Origin of the sequence: Streptomyces sp. NPDC048389 (assembly GCF_040706335.1) — a bacterium.
Taxonomy (GTDB): Bacteria; Actinomycetota; Actinomycetes; order Streptomycetales; family Streptomycetaceae; genus Streptomyces.
On sequence record NZ_JBEZKP010000037.1, the window covers coordinates 24851 to 47988 of the forward strand.

Sequence of the window (23138 nt, forward strand, 5' to 3'; positions counted from 1 at the left end):
CTGCCACCGAACGGGAAGTGCGCCTTGCTCCCACCCACCGGTCCCGCCTCGTCGCGCTTCGCGCTGCCGCACACCACGGCAGCCGTCCCCATGGCCCGCGCGCTGGTGCGTGCCGCACTGGAGGACGGCGATCACCCGGTACCGGCGGACTGCGACACCGCGGAGCTCCTCACAGCCGAGCTGGTCGCCAACGCGGTGGAGCACACCGCGGAGGGTTCACCCATAGAGCTCGTGGTGGAGCTGCTGCCGTCGGGCTGCCAGGTCGAGGTGCACGACGCGGACCCGGCGCCGCCCGCCGGGCTCACGGAGGGCGCGCCGATGCCGCGGCCGGATCCATGGCAGGAAGGCGGCCGCGGGCTGCTGCTGATCCGGGCGCTGAGCAAGGACTGCGGCCATCGGCCCACGGAGCGGGGCAAGGCCGTCTGGTTCATCCTCCTGACCGAGCCCTGACCCCGGCCCGCACCCCCGACCGAGCCCTGACCCCGGCCCGCACCCCGACCGCGCTCCGGGGGGCCTGTCCGGCCGCCGTCTCCCGGGCCCACACCCCACAGGCGCTACAGGCCGGCGGTGGCACCGCCGAGCGTCGCGACCATGACGGCCTTGATGGTGTGCATACGGTTCTCGGCCTCGTCGAAGACGACCGAGTGCTCCGACTCGAAGACCTCGTCGCTGACCTCCAGCTCCGCCAGCCCGTACCTCTCGTGGATCTCCCGGGCGACCTTGGTGCCCAGGTCGTGGAAGGCGGGCAGGCAGTGCAGGAACCTGACGTCCGCGTTCCCCGTCGCCCGCAGCACGTCCATGGTCACCGCGTAGGGCGCCAGCGCCTTGATGCGCTCGTCCCAGACCTCCTTCGGCTCCCCCATCGACACCCACACATCCGTGGCGACGAAGTCGGCGCCCCGCACGCCCTCGGCGATGTCCTCGGTGAGCGTGATCCTGGCGCCGCTCGCGGCGGCGACCCGGTGCGCCTCGGCGACGACCCCTTCGGCCGGCCAGTACGCCCTGGGCGCGACGATCCGGACGTCCATGCCGAGCAGGGCGCCGGTGACCAGGTAGGAGTTGCCCATGTTGAAACGGGCGTCACCGAGGTACGCGAAGGCCGTCCGCTCCAGAGGCTTGCCCGCGTACTCGGTCATGGTGAGCACGTCGGCGAGCATCTGGGTGGGGTGCCAGTGGTTGGTGAGCCCGTTGTAGACCGGCACACCCGCGTACGCCGCCAGTTCCTCGACGGTGTCCTGGCCGTCACCGCGGAACTCGATGGCGTCGAAGATCCGGCCGAGCACCCGCGCGGTGTCCTTGGCGGACTCCTTGCTGCCGATGTGGGAGCCGGACGGGTCGATGTAGGTTGTCGAGGCGCCCTGATCGGCGGCTGCCACCTCGAAGGAGCAGCGGGTGCGGGTCGACGACTTCTCGAAGATCAGAGCGATGTTCCGGCCGCGCAGTCGCTGGACCTCGGCGCCCGCGCGCTTGGCCGCCTTGAGCTCGGCGGCCAGGTCGACCAGGCCGCGGAACTCCTCGGCGGTGAAGTCCAGCTCCTTGAGGAAGTGGCGGCCTTCGAGATGTATCGCCATGATGGCTGCTCCTGCGTGGCGGATGCGATGACAGTGGAACTCTATACGATCCACTGCATTGCTATACAGCACCCCGTCCGACGACGCGCGTGATGGTCCGCACGACCGGCCCGGACGACCGGCCCGCACGAACGATCCGGGCCGGCGATCCGGACGGCTAGGACGGTGCCGTTCTAAACGGCATCCCTCTCGACGGGACAGCTCATGCAGCGCGGACCGCCCCGACCTCGTCCCAGTTCGCTCCCCGGGATCTCGATCACCTCGATGCCCTGTTTGCGCAGGTGCGTGTTGGTCGTCACGTTCCGTTCGTAGGCGACGACGACACCCGGTTCGACCGACAGGACATTGCAGCCGTCGTCCCACTGCTCGCGTTCCGCCGCGTGCACGTCCTGCGTGGCCGTCAGCACCCTGATGTCCTTCAGACCGATCGCGGCGGCGATCGCGTCGTGCATCCGCTCCGGCGGATGGTCACTGACCTTGAGCCCGCGCTTTCCCTCGGCCGGCTCGATGGTGTACGAGCGGAGCATGCCGAGCCCGGCGTACTGGGTGAAGGTGTCGCCGTCGACCATCGTCATGACGGTGTCCAGATGCATGAAGGCCCGGCGCTTGGGCATGTCGAGGGCCACGATCGTGCGGGCGGAACCGGCGGCGAAGAGCCCGCGGGCCAGCATCTCCACGGCCTGCGGTGTGGTGCGCTCACTCATCCCGATCAGCACCGCGCCGTTGCCGATCACCAGCAGATCGCCGCCCTCGATGGTGGAGGGATAGTCGTCCTGGCCCTCGGACCAGTGGTGGAACGGACCCGCCTCCGGGCCCACGAACAGCGGGTGGTGCTTGTAGATCGCCTCGAAGTGCACGGTCTCGCGCTGCCGGGCCGGCCAGCGCATCGCGTTGATCGAGACCCCGTCGTAGATCCAGGCCGAAGTGTCGCGGGTGAACAGGTGGTTGGGCAGCGGGTGCAGCAGGAAGTCGTCCAGGTCCATCACGTGGAAGCGCACGGACGTCGGCTCCGAATGACCGGCGAGGAACTCCCGCTTGGTCATCCCGCCGACCAGCGCCTCGACCAGGTCGGCGGTCGGCAGTTCGTCGAACGCGGCGCGCAGATGATCCGTGGCGAGCGGCCCGTACTCCTTTTCGTCGAAGACCCGGTCCAGCACGAGCTTTCTGGCCTCCGGGATCTCCAGCGACTCGCGCAGAAGATCGCCGAAGAGATGCACCTCCACCCCTCGGTCGCGCAGCACGTCTGCGAAGCCGTCGTGTTCCTGGCGGGCGCGGCGCACCCACAGCACGTCGTCGAAGAGCAGAGCGTCCTTGTTGCTCGGGGTGAGCCGCTTCAGCTCCAGATCGGGCCGGTGCAGTATGACCCGGCGCAGCCGCCCGGTCTCGGAGTCGACATGGAATCCCATGCCCCCATCCTGGCCGTGCCGCAGGCCGCTCACCCGTCGAACGGCTGATCGCGTCCGGAGTTCGTGCCCCGGGATCCGTCATGCGATGTATGCGCCCGGGTTCCGGCGGCGTCCGTCGGGTGACATGCCGCGCCTCGCGGGCCCGTCGGGCGAGAAGTCCTCTCGTCGTATTCCGCAGGCCGGCGCCTGCTGCAGCGCCCCGGACGCCGATGCGCCGCGGCGTCCTCGGTGAGGTCCGGCAGCATGCGCACGACTGCTCCCCCGTACTCCGTGCCTGATCACCCGCTCTTCACGAGCGGGTGATCACAGGCTGGGGCGAGCAACTGCCAACGCTGCCCGACCGGGACGCCACGTCCGGTCACAGCCGGGGGTCGACCGGCTCCGACTCCAGTGCCAGCACGGCGAACACGGCTTCGTGGACGCGCCACAGCGGCTCGCCGCCGGCCAGCCGGTCCAGTGCCTCGAGCCCGAGAGCGTATTCGCGCAGCGCGAGGGAGCGCTTGTGGTTCAGAAACCTGTTCCGGAGCCGTTCGAGGTTCTCCGGCCGGGTGTACTCGGGGCCGTAGATGATGCGCAGGTACTCGCGTCCTCGGACCTTGACGCCGGGCTGTACGAGCCGCCCCTTCCCGTCCCGTGCGAGTGCCTGCAGCGGCTTGACCACCATGCCCTCACCGCCCCGCCCGGTCATCTCCAGCCACCAGTCGGTACCGGCCCGTACCGACGCCTCGTCCGACGTGTCGACGACCAGTCGCCTGGTGACCTGGAGCAGGCCGGTGAGGTCGTGCTCCACCAGCTTGTCCAGCCAGGCCAGTTGTTCGTCGTGCGGTACCGCGGCGAGCGAACGGCCTCGGGCGGCGAGGATCTGGAACGGCGCGAGGCGCACCCCGCCGAGCCCGTCGGTGCTCCAGCAGTAGCGCCGGTAGGCGTCGGTGAACGCGGCCGCGTCGGCGGTACGCCCGTACTGCCGGGCGAGCAGGTCGGCGACCCCGGCACCCCGCGCGGCAGCGGCCTCCAAGGCGCCGACCGCCTTCGGCAGCACGGCCCCGGACGCGGCGCCGACCGCGGCGTACTGCGAGCGCAGCAGTCCGGACGCCTTGAGGGACCAGGGCATCAGCTCGGCGTCGAGCAGCAGCCAGTCCGTGTCGAGTTCCTCCCACAAACCGGCGGCGGAGACCGCCGCGCGCAGACGTTCCAGGATCTCCTCGGTGATCGCGGGGTCGTCGAAGAAGGGCCGTCCGGTGCGGGTGTGCAGTGCACCGGTCGGCCCTCCACCGCCCTCGGCCCGGGAGGTGACCGGGTCCACGCCGAACCGCTCACGCGCGGCGTCGGCGTCGCGGCAGACCAGTGCGACGGCCCGCGAGCCCATGTGCTTCTCCTCGCACACGACCCTGGCGACGCCGTCGGCGCGGTACTGGGCGAACGCCTCCGCCGGGTGCTCCAGACAGCCATCCTCGCGGGAGGTGGCGGTGGGCGCCATCGTCGGCGGCAGGTACGTCAGCAGCCGGGGGTCGACGGCGAACCGGCTCATCACCTCCAGCGCGGCGGCCGCGTTCTCCTCGCGGACGCCGATCCGGGCCATGTGCCGGGTCTCGACGACCCGCCGGCCCTGTACGTCGGCGAGGTCGAGGGGCCGGCCCTCCCGCCCGCCGGGCGCTTCGGTGAGCAGCGGCCTCGTGGGTTCGTACCAGACCTTCTCGGCCGGTACGTCGACCAGTTCGCGCTCGGGCCAGCGCAGGGCGGTCATCTTCCCGCCGAAGACGGCGCCGGTGTCGAGGCAGATGGTGTTGTTGATCCACGACGTGTCGGGTACCGGGGTGTGGCCGTAGACCACGGCGGCACGGCCGCGGTAGTCCTCCGCCCACGGGTAGCGGACGGGCAGCCCGAACTCGTCGGTCTCGCCCGTGGTGTCCCCGTACAGGGCGTGCGAGCGGACCCGGCCCGAGGTACGGCCGTGGTACTTCTCGGGCAGACCGGCGTGGCAGACGACCAGTCTGCCCTCGTCGAGGACGTAGTGGCTGACGAGTCCGTCGATGAACTCCCGTACCTGCTCCCGGAAGGCGGGGTCCTTGGCGTCCTCCTTCTCCAGCTGCTCGATCGTCTCCGCGAGTCCGTGGGTGTGCTGGACGTTGCGCCCCTTGAGCCAGCGTCCCAGCTTGTTCTCGTGGTTTCCCGGCACGCACAGGGCACTGCCCGCCGCGACCATGCCCATCACGCGCCGCAGCACTCCGGGGCTGTCCGGGCCCCGGTCGACGAGGTCGCCGACGAAGACGGCGGTACGGCCCTCGGGGTGGACACCGTCGGTGTAGCCGAGCTTGCCGAGCAGGGTTTCGAGTTCGGAGCTGCAGCCGTGGACGTCGCCGATGATGTCGAACGGTCCGGTGAGGTGGCGCAGGTCGTTGTAGCGGCGCTCGAGGACGATCTCCGCGCTGTCGGCCTCCTCGGCACTGCGCAGGACGTGCACCTTGCGGAAGCCCTCGCGTTCGAGGCCGCGCAGCGAGCGGCGCAGCTCCCGGCGGTGGCGTGCGATGACGTGTCGGGGCATACCGGCGCGGTCGGGGCGGGTGGCGTTGCGTTCGGCGCAGACGTCCTCGGGCATGTCGAGGACGATCGCGATCGGCAGGACGTCGTGCTCCCGGGCGAGGCGCACCAGTTGCCGCCGGCTCTCGGGCTGCACATTCGTCGCGTCGACGACCGTGAGCCGCCCGGCCGCGAGCCGCTTGCCCACGATGTAGTGCAGGACGTCGAAGGCGTCGCGGCTGGCACTCTGGTCGTTCTCGTCGTCGGCGACGAGTCCTCGGCAGAAGTCGGAGGAGATCACCTCGGTCGGCCTGAAGTGCCTGCGCGCGAAGGTGGACTTGCCGGAGCCGGTGGCGCCGACGAGGACGACCAGGGACAGGTCGGTCACGGGGAGCCGGCGGCCGGGGGTGGCGACCACGGCTTCTTCGGTACTGGTCATGCGGCTTTCGCCTCCTTCGAGGTCATCTCGAACACTGCCATCTGGGTGGGCGGGCCCACTTCGGGGTCCTCTGGGCCCACGGGTACGAACCGCACCGTGTAGCCGTGGCGCCCGGCGACGCCTTCCGCCCACTGCCGGAACTCCTCGCGGCTCCACTCGAACCGGTGGTCGCCGTGGCGCACACGGCCGGCGGGCAGCGTCTCCCAGCGGACGTTGTACTCGACGTTGGGCGTCGTCACGAGCACCGTGTGCGGCCTGGCCGAGCCGAACACCGCGTACTCCAGGGCCGGCAGCCGGGGCAGGTCCAGGTGCTCGACGACCTCGCTGAGCACAGCGGCGTCGTAGCCGGTGAGCCGCTTGTCGGTGTACGTGAGCGACCCCTGCATCAGCTTCACCCGTGCGGCCTGGCGCTCACCGAGCCGGTCCAGCTTCAGGCGCCGGCCGGCGATCGTCAGGGCGCGTACGGACACGTCGACGCCGACGATCTCGGTGAACCGGACGTCCTTCAGCAGCGCCTGCACCAACTGGCCCTGTCCGCAGCCCAGGTCGAGCACCCGGCTCGCGCCCGCGTCGCGCAGGGCCGCCAGGATGGCGTCCCTGCGCTGCTCCGCGAGCGGTACGGGGCGCTCCTCGGTGTCGGTGGTCTCGTCCACGGCGTTGTCCACGTCCTCGACCTGGAGGTCGTCGGCCTCGGCGAGGCGTACCAGTTCGAGGCGCTCCATGGCCTGGCGGGTCAGGCCCCAGCGGCGCGCGAGATAGCGGCTGGTGATCAGCTTCTGCTCGGGGTGCTCGGCCAGCCAGCCCTCGCCGGCCCGCAGCAGCTTGTCGACCTCGTCCGGTGCGACCCAGTAGTGCTTGGCGTCGTCGAGAACGGGAAGCAGCACATAGAGCTGGCGCAGCGCGTCGGCCAGCCGCAGCTCGCCTTCGAGTACCAGTTGTACGTAGCGGGAGTCGCCCCATTCGGGGAACTTCGGGTCCAGCGGGACGGGTTCGGCCGTGACGGAGCTCCAGCCGAGCGGTTGGAAGAGCTTCCGGACCAGTTCGGCACCACCGCGCGCGGGCAGCGCGGGCACCTCGACACGCAGCGGCAGCGGGGCCTCCGCCCGTTCGGGCAGGGCGGCGCACACACCGCGCAGCGCGCTCTTGAACACCGCGCTCAGGGCGACGGCCAGCAGGGACGACGCCGCGTACGGGCGGTCGTTGACGTACTGGGCGAGCGCCGAGTCGGGGGCGCCGCCGCGTCCTTTGCCCTTGCCGCGCCGCACCAGTGCCACCGGATCCACCTCCAGCAGCAGTGCGGCCGTGCACCGCTCGGCGGACGCCTCGGGGTAGAAGACGTGCGCCGTGCCGTGCGAGGTGGAGAACGCCTGCGCCTTGTCGGGATGCTTGTGCAGCAGAAAGCCCAGGTCGGTCGCGGGGCGCTCAGGGGTGCCGGTGGTACTGATCGTCAGGAACACGCGTTTGAGTATCGTCCCCTTCGGCCACCCCGACCAGGGGTTTTCCTCAGGCCACGGGGCCCTTTACGCCTTTTTGCCCCTCGTCCGGTGCGAGCAGCCGCGTGAGTTCCCCGATCTCCCGCGGACCGACCCGGCAGCACCCGCCGACCAGCCGGGCGCCCGCCGCGCACCATTCGCGCACCCGGGCAGGGTCGTACGCGGAACCGCCCCGCCAGGCCCGGGCGGCGGCGTCCCACCGCTCGCCGCTGTTGGGGTAGACGACGGCCGGCTTGCCGGTGACCCGGGAGGCCAGTGCCACCGCGGCGGCGGCCTCCCGCGGATCGCAGCAGTTGACTCCGACGGCGATCACCTCGTCCCGCCCCGCGCCGATCCCGAACGCCGCGGCAGCGTCCTGACCGGCGCGCGTCCGGCCACCGGCCAGGGTGTACGAGAGCCATACCGGGACGCCGCATCCCTCGGCCGCCCTCAGCAGTGCCTCCGCCTCTTCGGTGTCCGGCACGGTCTCCAGCGCGAGCACGTCCGGGCCGGCCGCGGCGAGCGCCTCGATCCGCGGCCGGTGGAAACGCTCCAGCTCCCGTACGCCCAGCCCGTATCGGCCGCGGTACTCGCTGCCGTCCGCGAGCATCGCGCCGTACGGCCCGACCGATGCGGCGACCCACACCTCGTGGTCGGCCGTCTGTGCGGCGGACCTGGCGAGGTCCACACTGCGCCGGAGCAGCCGGGCCGTCTCCGCCCGGTCGAGGCCCCACCGGGCGAAACCCTCGAACGTGGCCTGGTAGCTCGACGTGATGAGCACCTGCGCTCCCGCCCGTACGTACGCGGTGTGCGCTGCCGTGATCTGGCGCGGGTCGTCGGCGAGCAGCCGGGCGGACCACAGGCCGCCGGTCAGGTCGCAGCCCTGCGCCTGGAGCTGGTTGGACAGACCGCCGTCGAGGACGACGGGCCCGGCGGCGAGGGCGGCGGCAAGCGGGCGGGCGGGTTTCACGGCGGCTCCCTGCGGATCAGCTCAGCTGGGAGCCGACCTGGGACGAGATCAGTTCCAGGTGGTCGAGATCGTCGAGGTCGAGCACCTGCAGATAGATGCGGGAGGCTCCCGTCGCCCCGTACCGTCCGATCTTGTCGACCACCTCGGCGGGCGATCCCGCCAAGCCGTTGGCCTTCAGCTCCTCCACCTCGCGGCCGATCGCGGCGGCGCGGCGTGCCACTTCCGCGTCGTCCTTCCCGACGCACACGACCAGCGCGTTGGAGTAGATCAGATCGTCCGGTGCACGGCCGGCCTTCTCCGCCGCGGCGCGCACCCGGCCGAACTGGCGCTCGGTGTCCTCGATCGAGGCGAAGGGGAGGTTGAACTCGTCCGCGTACTGTGCGGCGAGCCGCGGTGTACGGGTCGCTCCGTGGCCGCCGATCAGCACCGGCACCTTGGTCTGGGCGGGCTTCGGCAGGGCGGGCGAGTCGGTCAGCCGGTAGTGCGTGCCCTCGTAGGTGAACGTCTTGCCCACCTCCGTCGCCCACAGCCCGGTGACGATCGCCAGCTGCTCCTCGAGCCGCGCGAACTTCTCCTTGGGGAAGGGGATGCCGTATGCCCTGTGCTCGTCCTCGAACCAGCCCGCTCCCAGGCCCAGTTCGACGCGGCCGCCCGACATCTGGTCGACCTGGGCGACCTGGATGGCCAGCACGCCCGGCAGCCTGAAGGTGCCCGCGGTCATCAACGTGCCGAGACGGATGCGGCTGGTCTCACGCGCCAGTCCGGCGAGGGTGATCCAGGCGTCGGTCGGCCCGGGCAGTCCGTCGGCGGAGCCCATGCTCAGATAGTGGTCGGAGCGGAAGAACGCGTCGAAGCCGAGGTCCTCGGCGGCCTTGGCGACAGCCAGCAGGGTGTCGTAGCTCGCCCCTTGCTGGGGCTCGGTGAAGATTCGAAGATCCATGGTTCCATCCTGCACCTTCGGCCGCCGCCCCGCCGCAGCCGGACACGGCCTCCGGCCACGCCCGCCCGCCGGCGGCGCGCAACGAGTCGCCGTCAGGTCCCGGCCTGCCGGCAAGTCCCGGCCGCTGTCAAGAAGGAGGCCGCCGTCGAGCCGCCCGCGGGCCGCCGTCAGGGCCCCGCGCGGCCGCGGACCGGTTCCGGCGGCCGGTCCGGCTCGCGCTCCGCGAGCCGGCGCAGCATCCCTCGGACCCGGTCGCTCGACTCGTCGGCCGTGTCTATCGTCTCGATGCACTGCCAGTACAGACCCTCGTCGTCCGTGGCGCAGGCGACACCGACGAGCGCGATTCCGACGTCCGCGAGCAGCACGTTCAGAGCAAGTAACGCCGCCTCCGGGTCGACCACTTGGGTCAGCTGCGCCGCCCGCACGCCGCCGCTGCGCACCATCGGATGGTCGAGCACCCCGCACCCGCGGCCGCCGATCTCGCTCAGCCCCGCGGCCTCACCCTTGATCTCCGTCGGACCACCGAGCGCCAGCCGGGCGCCGATCGCCTGCGCCAGCGCCTGAGCCTGCCATGCCTCCGCAACGATGTCCGGCACCGCGCGACTCTGAGCCAGCGCATGCCGGCACACCTTCACGAGCCGTTCCGCATCCATCTGCACTCCCCCGTTCGTACGGCTTTCTTCCTACTGAGTTCATTACCCAGAGTGAAGCTCATTGAGCCAGAAAGCCAGGGGAATTCGGAAATCTGTGGACAGCAAGGCGGTTGTGGATAACTCGATGACTCCGGAGAGTGACGCATCACCGTTGTGCACCCGGCAGCAGACGTCCGTTGGCCTCCCGTTTCCGCTTCTCGTTCTCACTTCCGGGGGAAACGGATCTCGTTCCGGTCGATCTTCTCCGACAGCGCCTGGAGGGCATCGATCTCGACGACCTCGCAGAACTGGAGCAGATACGCGAGCACGTCCGCGACCTCGTCACGCACCCGGTGCGCGTCCCCGGCGTCGTCCATCACCCGCGCCGACTCCTCCGGCGTCAACCACTGGAAGATCTCCACCAGTTCGGCTGCCTCCACGCTCAGCGCCACGGCCAGGTTCTTCGGTGTGTGGTACGGCTCCCAGCCGCGCGCCGCCGCGAACGACGCCAGCCGGCGCTGCAACCCCTCGACATCCAGCCCGTCATCTCTCGTCACGGCACCAGGTCTACCACCGTCACGCCGCCGACCCCCCGCGCGTACGACGCGTCCGTGACCGTCCCCACCAGTCTGATGTGCCCCCGTGCGCACATCTTCGCCCCGAGCGCGACCAGTTGGCGGGTCTGCTCGGGATCGAGGCAGCGGTCGAAGCCGTCGGCGAGCACCGTGAGCGACTGGTACGCCAACGGCACCTCCGCCACCTGGTCCATTGCCAGCACTCCGGGCCCGGTGAGCAGTACCAGGGCGAGCCCCAGATATCTCAGCTCCCCCTCGCCGAGTCTGCCCACCGGCGTCGCTCCGCCGGCACCGCCCCGTTCGAGCAGGGCACGTACCCGTCCGTCGGCCAACTCCTCGACCGTCAGGTCGTCCACGGCTCCCGCACATCCCGTCCGGGCGGCCGCGGCGAGCCACGCGTGCCGCTTGGCGCATTCGCTCCGGGTGCGGTGCAGCACCTCCGCCAGGTTGTCGCAGCCGCGGCGCAGCCGCCCCGTCCCGGCCGGCACGGGCTCCCGCATCCGCTCCGGCCGGGGGTCGCAGGCGAAGACCGACCGCAGCGCCAGCACGACCTGCTCGGCCGCGGCGAGGACCTGCAACTGCGCGTCGGTGCTGCCCGCGACACGCAGCGGCAGCAGCGCGGTCCCGAGCCTGTCGTCCGGCAGCGGCCCACGGGTGACGGTCGCCGAGCCCCCGGTGTGCCAGGCGGCCTCGAGCACGGGGCGGGAGGGGTCGCGCAGCGCCGTGGTCAGCAGGGTCCGGCCGCCGCCGGTGAGCCGTTCGCCCACCACCCGCAGTCGCGGCTCCGCCTGTACGGCGACGTCGAGGCCCACGGGGCCGGCCGGCCCGTCGACCGTGCAGCCGATGCGGAAGCCCCGTCGCCCCTGCCGGTCGGCCACCGCCCGCTCCGGGACGCACTCGCCCGGTTCGGGGAAGGCGGTGGCCAGGTCGTGTCCGGCGCCCAGCCGCGCCAGGGCCTCGTACGCCCACAGCGCGTTCGACTTGCCGCTGCCGCTCGCTCCGGCGAACAGGGTCATGGGGCCGAGTGGGAAGACGGCGGAACGGTGCGATCTGAAGGCGGACAGCCTCAGTTCGGTGACGGCGGGCCGGGAGGGGGCGCCCCGGGTCCGCGGACCCGCGGCATGCGGGAGCGGGGGATGCGGGAGCGGGGCATGCGGGAGCGGGGCATGCAGGTCCGAGTGATCCTGGTCCAAGTGATGCGGGTCCGAGGGATGCGGGTCCGCGCGATGCGGGACCGAGGGATCCCGGTCCAAGCGATGCGGGACGGGGGGAAGGCTGCCGCTCCCCCGCCCTGGTGGCGTGTCCCGGCCCATGACCAGCGTGTTCGCGTCCATTTTCCGGACGGTACGCAGCCCGGGACACGCCGAACCGTTCCGCCTTCGGGAGCTTCCTACGAATGAGGGACGGCGGCGGCCGCGATCCCTTCGACCTCCGTGCCGACGGGCGCGAGAAGGAAGACGTTGCGGTCGACCCGGTGCATTCCGCAGCCGAGTCCGAACACGACGCCGCTGCTGAAGTCGAGGATCCGCTTGGCGACGTCGGTGTCGGCGCCGGTGAGGTCGAGCAGCACCGGCATCCCGGCGATGAGGTACTCGGCGACCTCGCGCGCGTCGGCGAAGACCTGTACCCGCAGGACGATGAAGCGGCGGTGCTCGGCGGCCTCGTACTCCCTCGGGACCGTGACGTGGTCGACCCGCGACGGCCACTCGTTGCGGCCGCGCAGCGGGACCACCTGGGCCAGGCCCTCCCACTGCTCGTCGGTGACGTCGTACCTCTCGTACCTACTCATGGTTCCATCCTCGCTCCCCTCACCCGTTCGGCCCAACAGCGACACGGGTGAGGGGACGGGGAACCTCAGGTGCCGAGCGCGGTGCTCAGCCGCGCTCGAACACGGCGACCGTACGCGCCGGAACCGTGAAGCTGCCGGAACTCCTCTCGTACTCGGACGTCTTGACGACCTCGTCCGCACCGGCGCGCTGGACGGGGTGCAGGACGTAGCCCTTGCCGGCGAGCGCCCCGACCCGTTGGGTCTGCTCCCCGGGAGTGGCGTTGAACACCACGACCAGGTCGTCCAGGCGCATGGTGATCACTCCGGGCGTCTCGTCCTCGCCCGACAGCGGGAAGGACAGGGCCGACTGGACCTGCTCCGCGGTGGACAGGCCGAAGGCCGGCTCTCCGGTGCGGATCCTCAGCAGGTCCCGGTAGGCGGCGGACGTGCCGTTGATCTCCGCGCAGCCGACGGTCAGCGAAGGAGTGGTGAGCAGCGGCTTCGCGAAGCCCCACTTGGGCTTGTTGTCGGCCTCGGGCGGGAGTCCGCGGCCGAACCCGTTGCCGTCGCGGCAGTCCCAGTGGATCGCGTTGAACCAGTCGCCGCTGTCGTACGAGTTGCGGTCCAGGGACTTGGAACGCAGCAGGTCCGACCCGGCCTGGGAGAGCGCCGGTCCCTGCGACAGGGCGGAGACCGCCATCGAGAGCACCTGCATACGCGCCCGGTCGGCCGGGGAGGTGGTCGCCGGGAGCTTGAACGCGAGGGCGTCGTACAGCGATTCGTTGTCGTGGGCGTCCGAGTAGGCGAGGGCGTCACCGGGTGCGGCGGCGTAGCCGGCCGGGGCGCCGTTGTAGTCGACCTCGGAGCCCTTGACGGTCCGGCCGGCCGTGCCGGTGAAGGAGTAGGAGGCGAGGTTGCCGGACAGCCCGACCTTGATCAGGTCCTGGTAGTGCAGCAGTCGTGCCTTCTGCTCCGCCGCTGTGCCGTTGGCCTGCTCCCCGACGGAGGGGTTGGGGTCGGTGTACAGCCCGGAACCGAAGCCCTGCACGCCCGGGTCCTCGTCGAACGGGCCGCCGCCGCGGACGGCGTCACGTGCCCGGTCGGAGAAGGTGGCGATGCCGGTGCCCGCCATGTGCTTCTGGGTGGCCTGGACGAAGCGGGCGTCGTCGGCGACCTCGCCGAAGTTCCAGCCCTCGCCGTACAGAATGATGTCCTTGCCGTCCACGCCGTCCCGCTCGGGCGTCAGCTCGTCGAGCGCGGCGCGCACCGCGAGGATGTTCTCCTTCGGGTGGTGGCCCATCAGGTCGAAGCGGAACCCGTCCACCTTGTAGTCACGCGCCCAGGTCACGACCGAGTCGACGACGAGCTTGCCCATCATCGCGTTCTCCGGCGCGGTGTTGGCGCAGCAGGTGGAGGTGGCAACGCTGCCGTCGGCCAGCAGCCGCTGGTAGTAGCCGGGCACCACCTTGTCGAGTACGGACTTGTCGGACTGGCCGGCGGCCACGGTGTGGTTGTAGACCACGTCCATGACGGTGCGCAGCCCGTCCCGGTTCAGCGACTTGACCATCTGCCGGAACTCGACGGTACGGCGTGTTCCGTCCGGGTCGGTCGCGTACGAGCCTTCCGGCACGGTGTAGTGCAGCGGATCGTAGCCCCAGTTGAACGCGTCCTTCGCGGCAACCTTCGCGATGCACGCCTGCTGCTCTGCCGAGTCGGGTGCGAGGACCTTGAGGTCGCACTCCGGCTGCTGCTGCTCCGACTTCCTCTCGGGGATGGTGCCGATGTCGAATGCGGGCAGCAGATGCACGTACGAGGTACCGGCGCCGGCCAGCTCGCGCAGGTGGCGTGAGCCCTTGCTGTCCTTGTCCGCGAAGGCCAGGTAGGTGCCCCGGTGGTCGGCCGTGGTGTCCGCGATCGAGAAGTCGCGGATGTGCAGCTCCTGGATCTGCGCGTCCTTCAGCGGCACTGCGGCGGGCTTCTTCAGCGCCGACCAGCCGGCCGGCATGAGCGACCTGTCGGAGAGGTCGGCGACGACGCTCCGCTCGGAGTCGGTGGTCAGCGCGAGCGAGTAGGGGTCGGTGACCTTGTTGGTGACGACCTTCTGGACGCTGGGCGCCCAGACCTTCACGTGGTACCGGTACGCGTCGCCCTTCCAGTTCTTCCTGCCTCTGACGGACCAGACGCCGCTCGTGTCGTCGCGGCGCATGGCGACACGCTTCCCGTCGAGTTCCAGGGAGACGTGCCGGGCGGTCGGCGCCCACAGCCGCAGCGTCGGAACGCCCTTGCGGTCGAAGGTGGCGCCGAGGTCGGCCTTGGTGGCCTTCGCCGCGTACAGGTCGTCGAGGACCCCGGCGATCTGCACTCCGGTGGCGGTCAGCGCGGCCCCGTTGGCCGCGTACTGCGCGGCCACGATCTGCCCGCGCAGCGCCTCGCGCACCCTGTCGCGGTCGCGCGGGTCGACGGAGAAGGCCCCGTAGGACTTCAGATGGGGGAACTTCGCCTTCTGCGCGTCGGTCAGCTCCGTCCTGTTCAGCCGCAGCACCCGGCGCTCTCCGGTGAGGGCGCCGTCCTTGACGGCGATGGAGCCGTCACGCGCGTACAGCAGGACGCTGGAGGCGGCGGCGTCGCTGCCGTTCCAGGCGACGGTGTCCTCGTCGATCCAGACGGCCGCCGCCTTGGTCGGGTCGAGTGCCGCGCCGCCGCCCTTGGGCTGCGGCAGCAGGTGCTTCTCCTGGCCGGCGAGCAGCCACACCTCGTGGCCGGCTGCCTTGAGGTCGAGCGATTGGTCGGACGGCAGGTCCTTCTCGTCGCCCTTGTGCAGGATGTAGCTGAGCGAGGTGGCTCCGGCCGCGAGCGGCACCTCGAAGACCGCGCCGTAGGCGTCGGTGCGCACCGGCTCGAGCGGCTTCGACCAGTCGGTCGGGTTCGCGGCGCCGGTCCAGGTGTGCAGGCCCCAGCCGGTGTAGTCCCCGTCGGGGCGCTGGTAGTGGAGCACGGCCTTGGTGGTGTCCTGGGGCGGGTACGCGCCCTCGGGTGCGGTGTCCAGCACCTCCGGCTTGCCCTGCTCGATCCATACCTCGCCGGTCTTCGACAGATCGACCTCGCGGTCGGCGTCGGTGTCCTTGACGCCGTCCTTGTTCACGGCGATGAAACCCACCGAGGATGCGCCGGGCTTGAGCTTGACGTGGGCGAAGGCGCCGTAGGCGTCGCGCCCGCCGAACGGCTTTCCGGCGGGCCAGGTGGTGCCCTCACCCTCCGCGATGTCGCCCCAGGTGTACAGGCCCCAGTCGGCGTAGTCTCCGTCCGCGCGCTTGTAGTGGACGATCGCGTAGTCGCGCTGAGTGGCGCTCGGCGGCTGCTCCACGGCCGGAGCGCCGCTGGTGGTGGCGGCGGTCGCGCTCGCGGTGCGGCCCGCGCTGTCGACGACGACGGCCTTGTACCGCAGGGCGGTTCCGGCCGGGGCCGTGATGTGCTGGGTGACCTTGTAGGGGGCGTGGTCGGCGGAGCCGAGGACCTGCCACCTGCCGTTGCCGGTCTGGGCGGCGAACACGACGCGGTTCAGCCGCCCCCCTTCGACGTCGGCGGAGATCTCCACGGTGCCGGTGGCACCGGCCTCGGGGGCCCGCAGAGTGAGCGTGGGCTCCGCGGTGGGCGCGCCGAGCGGCTTCGCCGCCTTCAGCACCAGGGCGCCCAGCGCCGGGACGGTCGCCTCGACGGTTTTGTCACCGTCGCTGCGGACGGTGTCGTCCCCACCGTGGATCGCCGCGAAGTCCGTGCCGGCAGAGCCGGTCGGGATCCGCACGGTCTTCGCGTCGGCCGCGTTGTTCACGGCGACGACGTACTCGATCCGCGCCCTCGCGTCCGTACGGGAGAAGGCGTACACCGAGCCCTCGGCGTACCGCTGCTCCTGGATGCCGTCGCGCAGCGCCGGGTTGGCCTTGGTGAGCTTCGCCAGTGCGGCGATCTGCCGGTAGAGCGGGTGGGAGGTGTCGTAAGCGTCGTCCGCGTGGGTGCGGTCGGTGCCGAGCTGGTCGTCGTCGAGGTAGTCCGCGGTCCTCGAGGCGAACAGCGTCTGGCGGGAGTCCTTGTCGCCGCCGGCGCCGGTGTAGCCCTGCTCGTCGCCGTAGTAGACGACGGGGTTGCCGCGGCTGAGGAACATCAGCTCGTTGGCGAGCTTGTACCGCGCCAGCAGTTCGGCGTCGCCGGCCTCCGGGTTGTCCTGGGCGAGGAACGTGCCGAAGCGGCCCATGTCGTGGTTGCCGAGGAAGGGGACCGACTCGTAGGCGTTGGCCTTGTCGGTGGTGTAGCGGTAGTCCTGCGCGAAGAGGTTCGCCAGCTTCTCGGCGGGAGCGCCCTGCGAGGCGTAGGCCCGTGCGGCGTCCTGGAAGGGGAAGTCCAGGGTGGCGTCGAGACGGCCCCGGGTCACGTACTTCGAGGTGATGGCCGGATCTGCCGAGTACACCTCGCCGAACATGAAGAAGTCGTCACGGCCGCGCTTGGCCGCGTACACGTCGAGCGCGGTGGCCCACTGCGTCCAGAACTCGGTGTTGACGTGCTTGACCGTGTCGATACGGAAGCCGTCGATACCGAAGTCGCGGACCCAGCGCTGATAGATCTTCGCCATGCCCTCGACGACCTCGGGACGCTCGGTCCACAGGTCGTCCAGGCCGACGAAATCGCCGTTCTCCGAGGACTCGCCGGCGAAGGTGGAGTCACCGCGGTTGTGGTACATCGTCGGGTCGTTGAGCCAGGACGGGACCTTGAGGTCCTTCTTGTCCCCGGGCACGACGGGCGTCCGGGGGAAGGAGTCCGCGTCGACGCGGGGGAAGCGCTTCGAGCCGTCCGCGTAATCGCCGTCGTCGAACGGCACGCCGTCCTTGGTCAGATACGGGAAAGCGCCCTCTGAGAGATAGTCGTACGACTTCTCCTTGTAGTCGACGACGTCGGCGGTGTGGTTGGTGATGACGTCGAAGAAGACCTTCATGCCCTTGGCGTGGGCTTTGTCGACCAGCCGCTCCAGGTCGGCATTGGTGCCGAAGTGCGGGTCGACCTGGGTGAAGTCGGTGATCCAGTAGCCGTGGTAGCCGGCGCTGGCGTCCTTGCCCTCGCCCTGCACGGGCTGGTTCTTGAAGATCGGCGCCATCCAGATGGCAGTGGTCCCGAGGCCCTTGATGTAGTCGAGCTTCTCGGTGATCCCCTTGAGGTCGCCGCCCTGGTAGAAGCCCTTGTCGGTGGGGTCGTAGCCGGTCGCGAGGCGCGAACCGGTCAGCCCGCCGCGATCGTTCTTCGGGTCGCCGTTGGCGAAGCGGTCGGGCAGGACGAAGTAGAACTGCTCACGCGTCAGGTCGTGACGGGCGGGCTCGGAAGCCAGCGATCCGTCCGACGGCGGTTTCGGCGGCTTGGGCGCCGCTGCCGCCGGAAGGGCGGACACGAGCGCGGCGACCGTCGCCGTCGCCACGGCGGCGGCCACTGCGCTGCGCAGCGGGATACGGGGGCGTATCAAGGCGGGTCTCTCCTGGATGAGGGTGGTTGCGGTGCGAGTGCGCCGCCCCGCGCCCGGGAAGGGGCGCGGGGCGGCACGAGGGGCCGGGGTCAGTCGCGCCAGGTGTCGTTCAGCGTGACCATGCCGGAGGACGGCACGGTGGCGGTGCGGTTGGCGCCGCTCTCCCAGGCGACGTTGCCGCCTTCGTCCTTGCGGATGTACTTGTACTCGAAGGACGTGCCGGCGGGCAGGTTCACGTCGAGCTTCCACACGGGGTAGCTCGCCGGGTCCAGCTTGAGGGCGCTGCCGGGGCTCCAGTTCCCGAGCTCGGGACGGTTGCCGGTGACGTAGATGTTCTGGCCCATGACGGTGGTGGCGTCGACGGCGAAGGACGCGCCCGTGCGCACCGGGTCGGGGTCGGTGCTGCCGCCGCAGTCGCGGGCACCGGCGTGCAGTGCGACGGCGGTGCCGGCATCCAGCGTGGCGGTGAACCGGCCGGACCCGTTCACCGTTACGGCCTTGCCGCTCTGCACGTCGCAGTACGTGCCGGACGGCAGCGAGGTCTGGAAGGTGCGGGTCAGCGCGGAGCCCTCGTGGTTGATGGCCACGTAACCCTTGTCGCCGCGGCCGAAGGCGATCGCGTCCCCGCCGTTGTCCCACCAGTCGGTGACACCGGTGCCCCGTGTGGTGTTGCGGAAGGCGACCATGGAGGAGATCTCCCGCCAGGCGTGCTGGCACTTCCAGCCGTCGCTGTAGCAGGCGTTCACCCGGCCTCCGTTCGGCGGGCCGGCGTCGTGGTCCGAGAACTCGTAGCCGGAGTGGACGTCGGGCGAGCCGTACGGCCAGGCCAGCATGAAGACGTGCGCCAGGGTGTGGGCGGCGCCGTCCTTGTAGGTGAGGGTGTCCCCGACGCGCTCGGTGTCGTGGTTGGTGACGAAGACGGCGGACTTCCCGGACTCCATGAAGCCCCAGCCCTCGCCGAAGTTCTTCAGGTGGGCGAGGTTCTCGTTGTGGAACACCTGCTTGAGGCCGCGTCCGTAGCGGAACTCCTGGACGTCGCCGCTGCCGAGGTACTCGCTCGGCGAGACCGCCTCGCCGGCGCCGTGGATCGCCTCGTGCTTCCAGTGGACGTTCGGGTTGCTCAGCCGGGACTTGATGGCGGCGAGGTCGTCGGCCGGCATGTGCTTGGAGGCGTCGATGCGGAAGCCGTCGACGCCGAGGGACAGCAGGTCGTCCAGGTATCCGGCGATCCTGTCCCGCACGTACTCCTCGCCGGTGTCCAGGTCCGCGAGCCCGAGGAGTTCGCAGTTCTGCACGTTCCCGCGGTCCCGGTAGTTGTTGATCAGCGACGTGCAGTCGTCCATGTCCGGCGCCGAGTACAGACCCGGGTAGTCGTACTTGGTGTACGAGGACCCGCCGGTGCCGGTTCCGGACCCGGCCGACATGTGGTTGATGACGGAGTCCGCGAGCACCTTGACGCCTGCCGCATGGCAGGTGTTCACCATGTTCGAGAAGGCGGCGCGGTCGCCGAGGCGTCCGGCGATCCGGTAGCTGACGGGCTGGTAGGAGGTCCACCACTGGCTGCCCTGGATGTGTTCCTGGGGCGGGGAGACCTGTACGAATCCGTACCCGGCGGGGCCGAGTGTGTCGGTGCATGCCTTGGCGATCGAGTCGAACTTCCACTCGAACATCACGGCGGTGACGTCCTTGCCGCCGGGCGGAGCGGCTTGGGCGGCGGTGGGGGCCGTGACGGCGACAGCGGCTCCTGCCACAAGGGCAAGGGCAGCGGCCACGGTTCTGCTGGCCATGATTCCTCCTGGGCTCACAGGAAGGTGCGGATGCGAGGGGAGCCTCGTGCGGCAACGCGCCGTGCCCGCAAGGCCGTGGGGATTTCTTGCTGCAAGAAGTCTGAAACTCGTTGCGGACGAGACCGTAAGCCCCGCCCGGCCGACGGTCAACCCTCCGGGCAGACTCCGATGACCGCCTTGAAAACAAGCCGTTTCGTGACCGCAAACACTTTCGCAAGTCATTGCAGCGGTGTTACGTTCAACCACGACTCCGGCCCGGCCGGCCGGGGGTCCCGGTCAGTGCCGGGCCCCACGCGCCCGGTCGGCCGGTCCGGTCACCGCACCGGCCGCAGAGCACCGGAGCGCCGCAACAAGCCACTCGGTCACGGGAATCGGGCCACTCGCCCCGGCACACCGGCCGAGACCTCCAGGAGCTGGAGGCCCGGGGCCACCGACAGACCCCGCCGCGCCCCGACCAGGGGCAGGCCCCGGGCTTCCCGAACAGCCGCACGGCGCGGCCGCGTTCACCGGCTGCGTGCACCGGCCGCGTGCACCGGCCGATTCGTCCACCGGCCGCGTCCGCCCGCCGTTCGCCCCATGCGGCGTCTGTCCACCGGCCGCGTGCACCCGCCGCGCGGCGGCCCGGCCGGTGGCGGGGCGGCCCCGGCATCCGGAGCGCCGTCTCGCGGACAGGGGCAGACGCAGGCACCGCGGGGCAGACGCTCAACGCCGCGCCACCGCCCCCGCCACCGCCACCTCGATGCGGACGCTCAACGCCGCGGCACCGCCACCGTCACCGCGGGGCAGACGCTCAGCGCCGCGGCGCACCCGTCGAACCGCGCACCACCAGCTCCGGCTGGAAGACGAACTCCGCCCTTCCCCAGTTGCCGCTGGGAGGCGCCCCCTGCACCGGGTTTCCGTCGATCTCCTCGACCAGGGCGTCCACCGCCGCCGTCGCCATCGCCTGCACCGGCTGCCGCACCGTCGTGAGCGGGGGGTCGGTGAACGCGATCAGGGGCGAGTCGTCGAAGCCGACCACCGACACGTCCCCGGGTACCTCGAGCCCACGGGCCCGCACCGCCCTGATCGCGCCGAGCGCCATCAGGTCGCTGCCGCAGACGATCCCGGTACACCCCTGATCGAGCAGCAGGCCGGCCGCGGCCTGGCCGCCCTCGACGGAGAACAGCGTGCGCTGGATGTAGGCCCCGGCCTCGTCCGCCGACAGACCCAGCATCGACCCGAGCGCCTCGGTGAAGCCCTCCGCCTTGCGCAGCGAGGGCACATAGCGGGTCGGCCCGATGGCCAGACCGATGCGCTCGTGACCGAGGTCGACGAGGTGCCGCACGGCCATGCGCGCCGCGGACCGGTCGTCGGGAGACACGAACGTCGCCTGGACGGCCTCGTTGTAGCCGTTGACGAGGACGAACGGGACGCCCCGGCCAGCCAGTTTGAGATAGCGGGACGGGTCGGCCGTCGTATCGGCGTGCAGCCCGGAGAGGAACACGATGCCCGTGACACCGCGCTCCTCCAACTGCTCGACCAGCTCGTCCTCCGTGGAACCGCCCGGCATCTGGGTGCACAGCACGGGCGTGTAGCCGTGCCCCGCCAGCACCTGCTCGATGACCTGGGCGAACGCCGGGAAGATCGGGTTCGTCAGCTCGGGGATGATCAGGCCGACAAGTCCGGCGCTGCGCTGGCGCAGCCGCACGGGCCGCTCGTAGCCGAGCACGTCGAGGGCGGCCAGCACCTTGTGCCGGGTGCCGGCCGCGACACCGGACTTGCCGTTGAGCACCCGGCTGACCGTGGCTTCGCTGACCTGGGCCTGGAGGGCCAGGTCGGCGAGCCTCGGGGCGGCGGATCCGTCGCCGCCCCGAGGAAGGGGAACCGTCACACCGCCCACCAGACGGTGGTGTCGGCGGGCACCTCTGCCATGTCGTCCACGACCATCACCGTGTCGTTGGCGAGCAGGGTCCGCCCCGGCAGCGGGATGCGGATCGTGCCGCCGGTGGTGTTGGCGGTGCACAGGAAACCGTCGCGGCGGAACGCGAGCACGCCATCGGGGGCGTCGACCCACTCGACCGCGTCACCGGCGCCGAGCCCGGGGTGCTCCCGGCGGACGGCGAGGGCCGTGCGGTACAGCTCCAGCGTCGAACCCGGGTCGCCGGTCTGCGCCTCGACGCTCAGGGCGCCCCAGGTGTCGGGCTGCGGCAGCCAGCTGCCGCCGTCGCCGAAACCGTAGGAGGAGCCCTCGACGGTCCACGGGATCGGCACCCGGCAGCCGTCGCGGAAGCCGTCCTGGCCGCTGGCCCGCCAGAACGAGGGGTCCTGGCGGACTTCGTCGGGCAGGTCCGTGACGTCGGGCAGGCCCAGTTCCTCGCCCTGGTAGACGTAGGCGGAGCCGGGCAGCGCCAGCATCAGCAGGGTGGCGGCACGGGCACGGCGCAGGCCGAGTTCGCGGTCTCCGGCCTCGCGCAGCTGGGTACCGAGACCCGCCGGGTTGGCGAACCGCGTGGCGTGCCGGGTGACGTCGTGGTTGGAGAGCACCCAGGTGGTGGGCGCGCCCACGGGCCGCATGGCGGCGAGCGAGTCGTCGATGACCTTGCGCAGTTCCGCGGCGTCCCAGTGGGTGCCGAGGTACTGGAAGTTGAACGCCTGGTGCATCTCGTCGGGCCGGACGTAGTTGGCGGTGCGCTCCACGGTGGGGGTCCATGCCTCCGCGACGAGGACGCGGTCGTCGCCGTACTCCTCGAGGACCTTGCGCCAGGAGCGGTAGACCTCGTGGACGCCGTCCTGGTCGAAGAAGGGCATGACATCGTTTCCGAGCAGCTTCAGCTGGTCGTGCTCGCCGAGGTCGGGCAGGCCCGGGGCCTTGATGAGGCCGTGGGCGACGTCGACGCGGAAGCCGTCGACGCCCATGTCGAGCCAGAAACGCAGGATCGAGCGGAACTCGTCCCGTACGGCCGGGTGCTCCCAGTTGAAGTCGGGCTGCTCGGGGGCGAACAGGTGGAGGTACCACTCGCCGTCCGCCGCACGCGTCCAGGCGGGCCCGCCGAAGATGGACTCCCAGTCGTTGGGCGGCAGTTCACCGTCCACGCCCTTGCCGGGGCGGAAGTGGTAGCGCTCCCTCAGCGGCGAGCTTGGACCTTCGCGCAGGGCGCGCTGGAACCACTCGTGCTGGTCGGAGGAGTGGTTGGGCACGAGGTCCACGATGATGCGCAGGCCCAGCCCGTGGGCGTCGCGGATCAGCGCGTCGGCGTCGAGCAGCGAGCCGAACACGGGGTCGATGGCACGGTAGTCGGCCACGTCGTAGCCTGCGTCGGCCTGCGGGGACGCGTAGAACGGGCTCAGCCAGACGGCGTCGACGCCGAGGTCCCGCAGGTACGGCAGCCGGCCGCGGATGCCTTCCAGATCTCCCATGCCGTCGCCGTTGCCGTCGGCGAAGCTGCGCGGGTACACCTGGTAGATCACCGCGTCGCGCCACCAGCCCGTGTGCGTGCCGGAGGTGGGGGCGGCGGGGGCAGCGAGGTGCTGGGTCATGTCATCCCTGGAGGTGATGGGGTGGGGTGCGGCGCCGGACCG

Annotated in this window: 15 protein-coding genes; 1 reads left to right on the plus strand and 14 read right to left on the minus strand. The window is 71.0% G+C overall.

Annotation, left to right across the window (positions count from 1 at the left end):
* Positions 1–24: 24 nt before the first annotated feature.
* Entirely contained in the window at positions 25–450 is a 426-nt protein-coding gene (locus tag AB0903_RS23345) for an ATP-binding protein (protein ID WP_366705730.1), read from the plus strand.
* A gap of 104 nt (positions 451–554) precedes the next feature.
* On the opposite strand, the gene argF is transcribed toward AB0903_RS23345, so the two are convergent.
* The 14 genes from argF to AB0903_RS23415 all read right to left on the minus strand — a co-directional run bounded on the left by argF (position 555) and on the right by AB0903_RS23415 (position 23096).
* Positions 555–1571 carry an ornithine carbamoyltransferase gene (gene argF, locus AB0903_RS23350; protein ID WP_366705732.1) on the minus strand — a complete coding sequence of 339 codons (1017 nt, stop codon included), beginning with the start codon at positions 1569–1571 and terminating at the stop codon, positions 555–557.
* A 173-nt stretch (positions 1572–1744) separates the two neighbouring features.
* Positions 1745–2977, minus strand: a complete 1233-nt coding sequence (locus AB0903_RS23355) for an arginine deiminase (RefSeq protein WP_366705734.1) — start codon at positions 2975–2977, stop codon at positions 1745–1747.
* Between the two features lie 358 nt (positions 2978–3335).
* Positions 3336–5933, minus strand: coding sequence for a polynucleotide kinase-phosphatase (locus AB0903_RS23360; protein WP_366705736.1), 2598 nt, complete (start codon positions 5931–5933; stop codon positions 3336–3338).
* The gene (locus AB0903_RS23365) at positions 5930–7390 is read right to left on the minus strand and encodes a 3' terminal RNA ribose 2'-O-methyltransferase Hen1 (RefSeq protein ID WP_366705738.1); all 1461 of its coding nucleotides are present in this window, start codon (positions 7388–7390) and stop codon (positions 5930–5932) included. The genes AB0903_RS23360 and AB0903_RS23365 overlap by 4 nt, the downstream gene beginning before the upstream one ends.
* 46 nt (positions 7391–7436) lie before the next feature.
* Positions 7437–8375, minus strand: coding sequence for a homocysteine S-methyltransferase (gene mmuM / locus AB0903_RS23370; protein WP_366705740.1), 939 nt, complete (start codon positions 8373–8375; stop codon positions 7437–7439).
* A gap of 16 nt (positions 8376–8391) precedes the next feature.
* Positions 8392–9315 (minus strand): LLM class F420-dependent oxidoreductase, encoded by a 924-nt coding sequence (locus AB0903_RS23375; protein ID WP_366705742.1) that lies wholly within the window; start codon positions 9313–9315, stop codon positions 8392–8394.
* A gap of 167 nt (positions 9316–9482) precedes the next feature.
* On the minus strand, positions 9483–9968 hold the full coding sequence (locus AB0903_RS23380) for a DUF6099 family protein (protein ID WP_366705744.1): 486 nt from the start codon (positions 9966–9968) through the stop codon (positions 9483–9485).
* Positions 9969–10171: 203 nt separating this feature from the next.
* Positions 10172–10504: a nucleotide pyrophosphohydrolase gene (locus AB0903_RS23385; protein ID WP_366705746.1), complete on the minus strand. Its 333-nt coding sequence runs from the start codon at positions 10502–10504 to the stop codon at positions 10172–10174.
* Complete coding sequence (locus tag AB0903_RS23390) at positions 10501–11592, minus strand: ATP-binding protein (protein ID WP_366705786.1); 1092 nt, start codon at positions 11590–11592, stop codon at positions 10501–10503. The genes AB0903_RS23385 and AB0903_RS23390 overlap by 4 nt, the downstream gene beginning before the upstream one ends.
* Positions 11593–11912: 320 nt before the next feature.
* Positions 11913–12311 carry a cell division protein SepF gene (locus tag AB0903_RS23395; protein ID WP_356894886.1) on the minus strand — a complete coding sequence of 133 codons (399 nt, stop codon included), beginning with the start codon at positions 12309–12311 and terminating at the stop codon, positions 11913–11915.
* An 85-nt stretch (positions 12312–12396) separates the two neighbouring features.
* Complete coding sequence (gene pulA / locus AB0903_RS23400) at positions 12397–17793, minus strand: pullulanase-type alpha-1,6-glucosidase (protein ID WP_366705748.1); 5397 nt, start codon at positions 17791–17793, stop codon at positions 12397–12399.
* Between the two features lie 89 nt (positions 17794–17882).
* Positions 17883–19580: a carbohydrate-binding module family 20 domain-containing protein gene (locus tag AB0903_RS23405; RefSeq protein ID WP_366705750.1), complete on the minus strand. Its 1698-nt coding sequence runs from the start codon at positions 19578–19580 to the stop codon at positions 17883–17885.
* A gap of 790 nt (positions 19581–20370) precedes the next feature.
* Positions 20371–21459 carry a LacI family DNA-binding transcriptional regulator gene (locus AB0903_RS23410; protein WP_366705752.1) on the minus strand — a complete coding sequence of 363 codons (1089 nt, stop codon included), beginning with the start codon at positions 21457–21459 and terminating at the stop codon, positions 20371–20373.
* Positions 21447–23096, minus strand: a complete 1650-nt coding sequence (locus AB0903_RS23415; RefSeq protein ID WP_366705754.1) for an alpha-amylase family glycosyl hydrolase — start codon at positions 23094–23096, stop codon at positions 21447–21449. The genes AB0903_RS23410 and AB0903_RS23415 overlap by 13 nt, the downstream gene beginning before the upstream one ends.
* Between the last annotated feature and the right edge of the window lie 42 nt (positions 23097–23138).

Bases quoted from the DNA above. Each gene is read 5' to 3' on its own strand.
- AB0903_RS23405 (WP_366705750.1), bottom strand. From the start codon at position 19,580: ATGGCCAGCAGAACCGTGGCCGCTGCCCTTGCCCTTGTGGCAGGAGCC.
- AB0903_RS23395 (WP_356894886.1), bottom strand. From the start codon at position 12,311: ATGAGTAGGTACGAGAGGTACGACGTCACCGACGAGCAGTGGGAGGGC.
- argF (WP_366705732.1), bottom strand. From the start codon at position 1,571: ATGGCGATACATCTCGAAGGCCGCCACTTCCTCAAGGAGCTGGACTTC.
- AB0903_RS23380 (WP_366705744.1), bottom strand. From the start codon at position 9,968: ATGGATGCGGAACGGCTCGTGAAGGTGTGCCGGCATGCGCTGGCTCAG.
- AB0903_RS23355 (WP_366705734.1), bottom strand. From the start codon at position 2,977: ATGGGATTCCATGTCGACTCCGAGACCGGGCGGCTGCGCCGGGTCATA.
- AB0903_RS23375 (WP_366705742.1), bottom strand. From the start codon at position 9,315: ATGGATCTTCGAATCTTCACCGAGCCCCAGCAAGGGGCGAGCTACGAC.
- AB0903_RS23415 (WP_366705754.1), bottom strand. From the start codon at position 23,096: ATGACCCAGCACCTCGCTGCCCCCGCCGCCCCCACCTCCGGCACGCAC.
- AB0903_RS23360 (WP_366705736.1), bottom strand. From the start codon at position 5,933: ATGACCAGTACCGAAGAAGCCGTGGTCGCCACCCCCGGCCGCCGGCTC.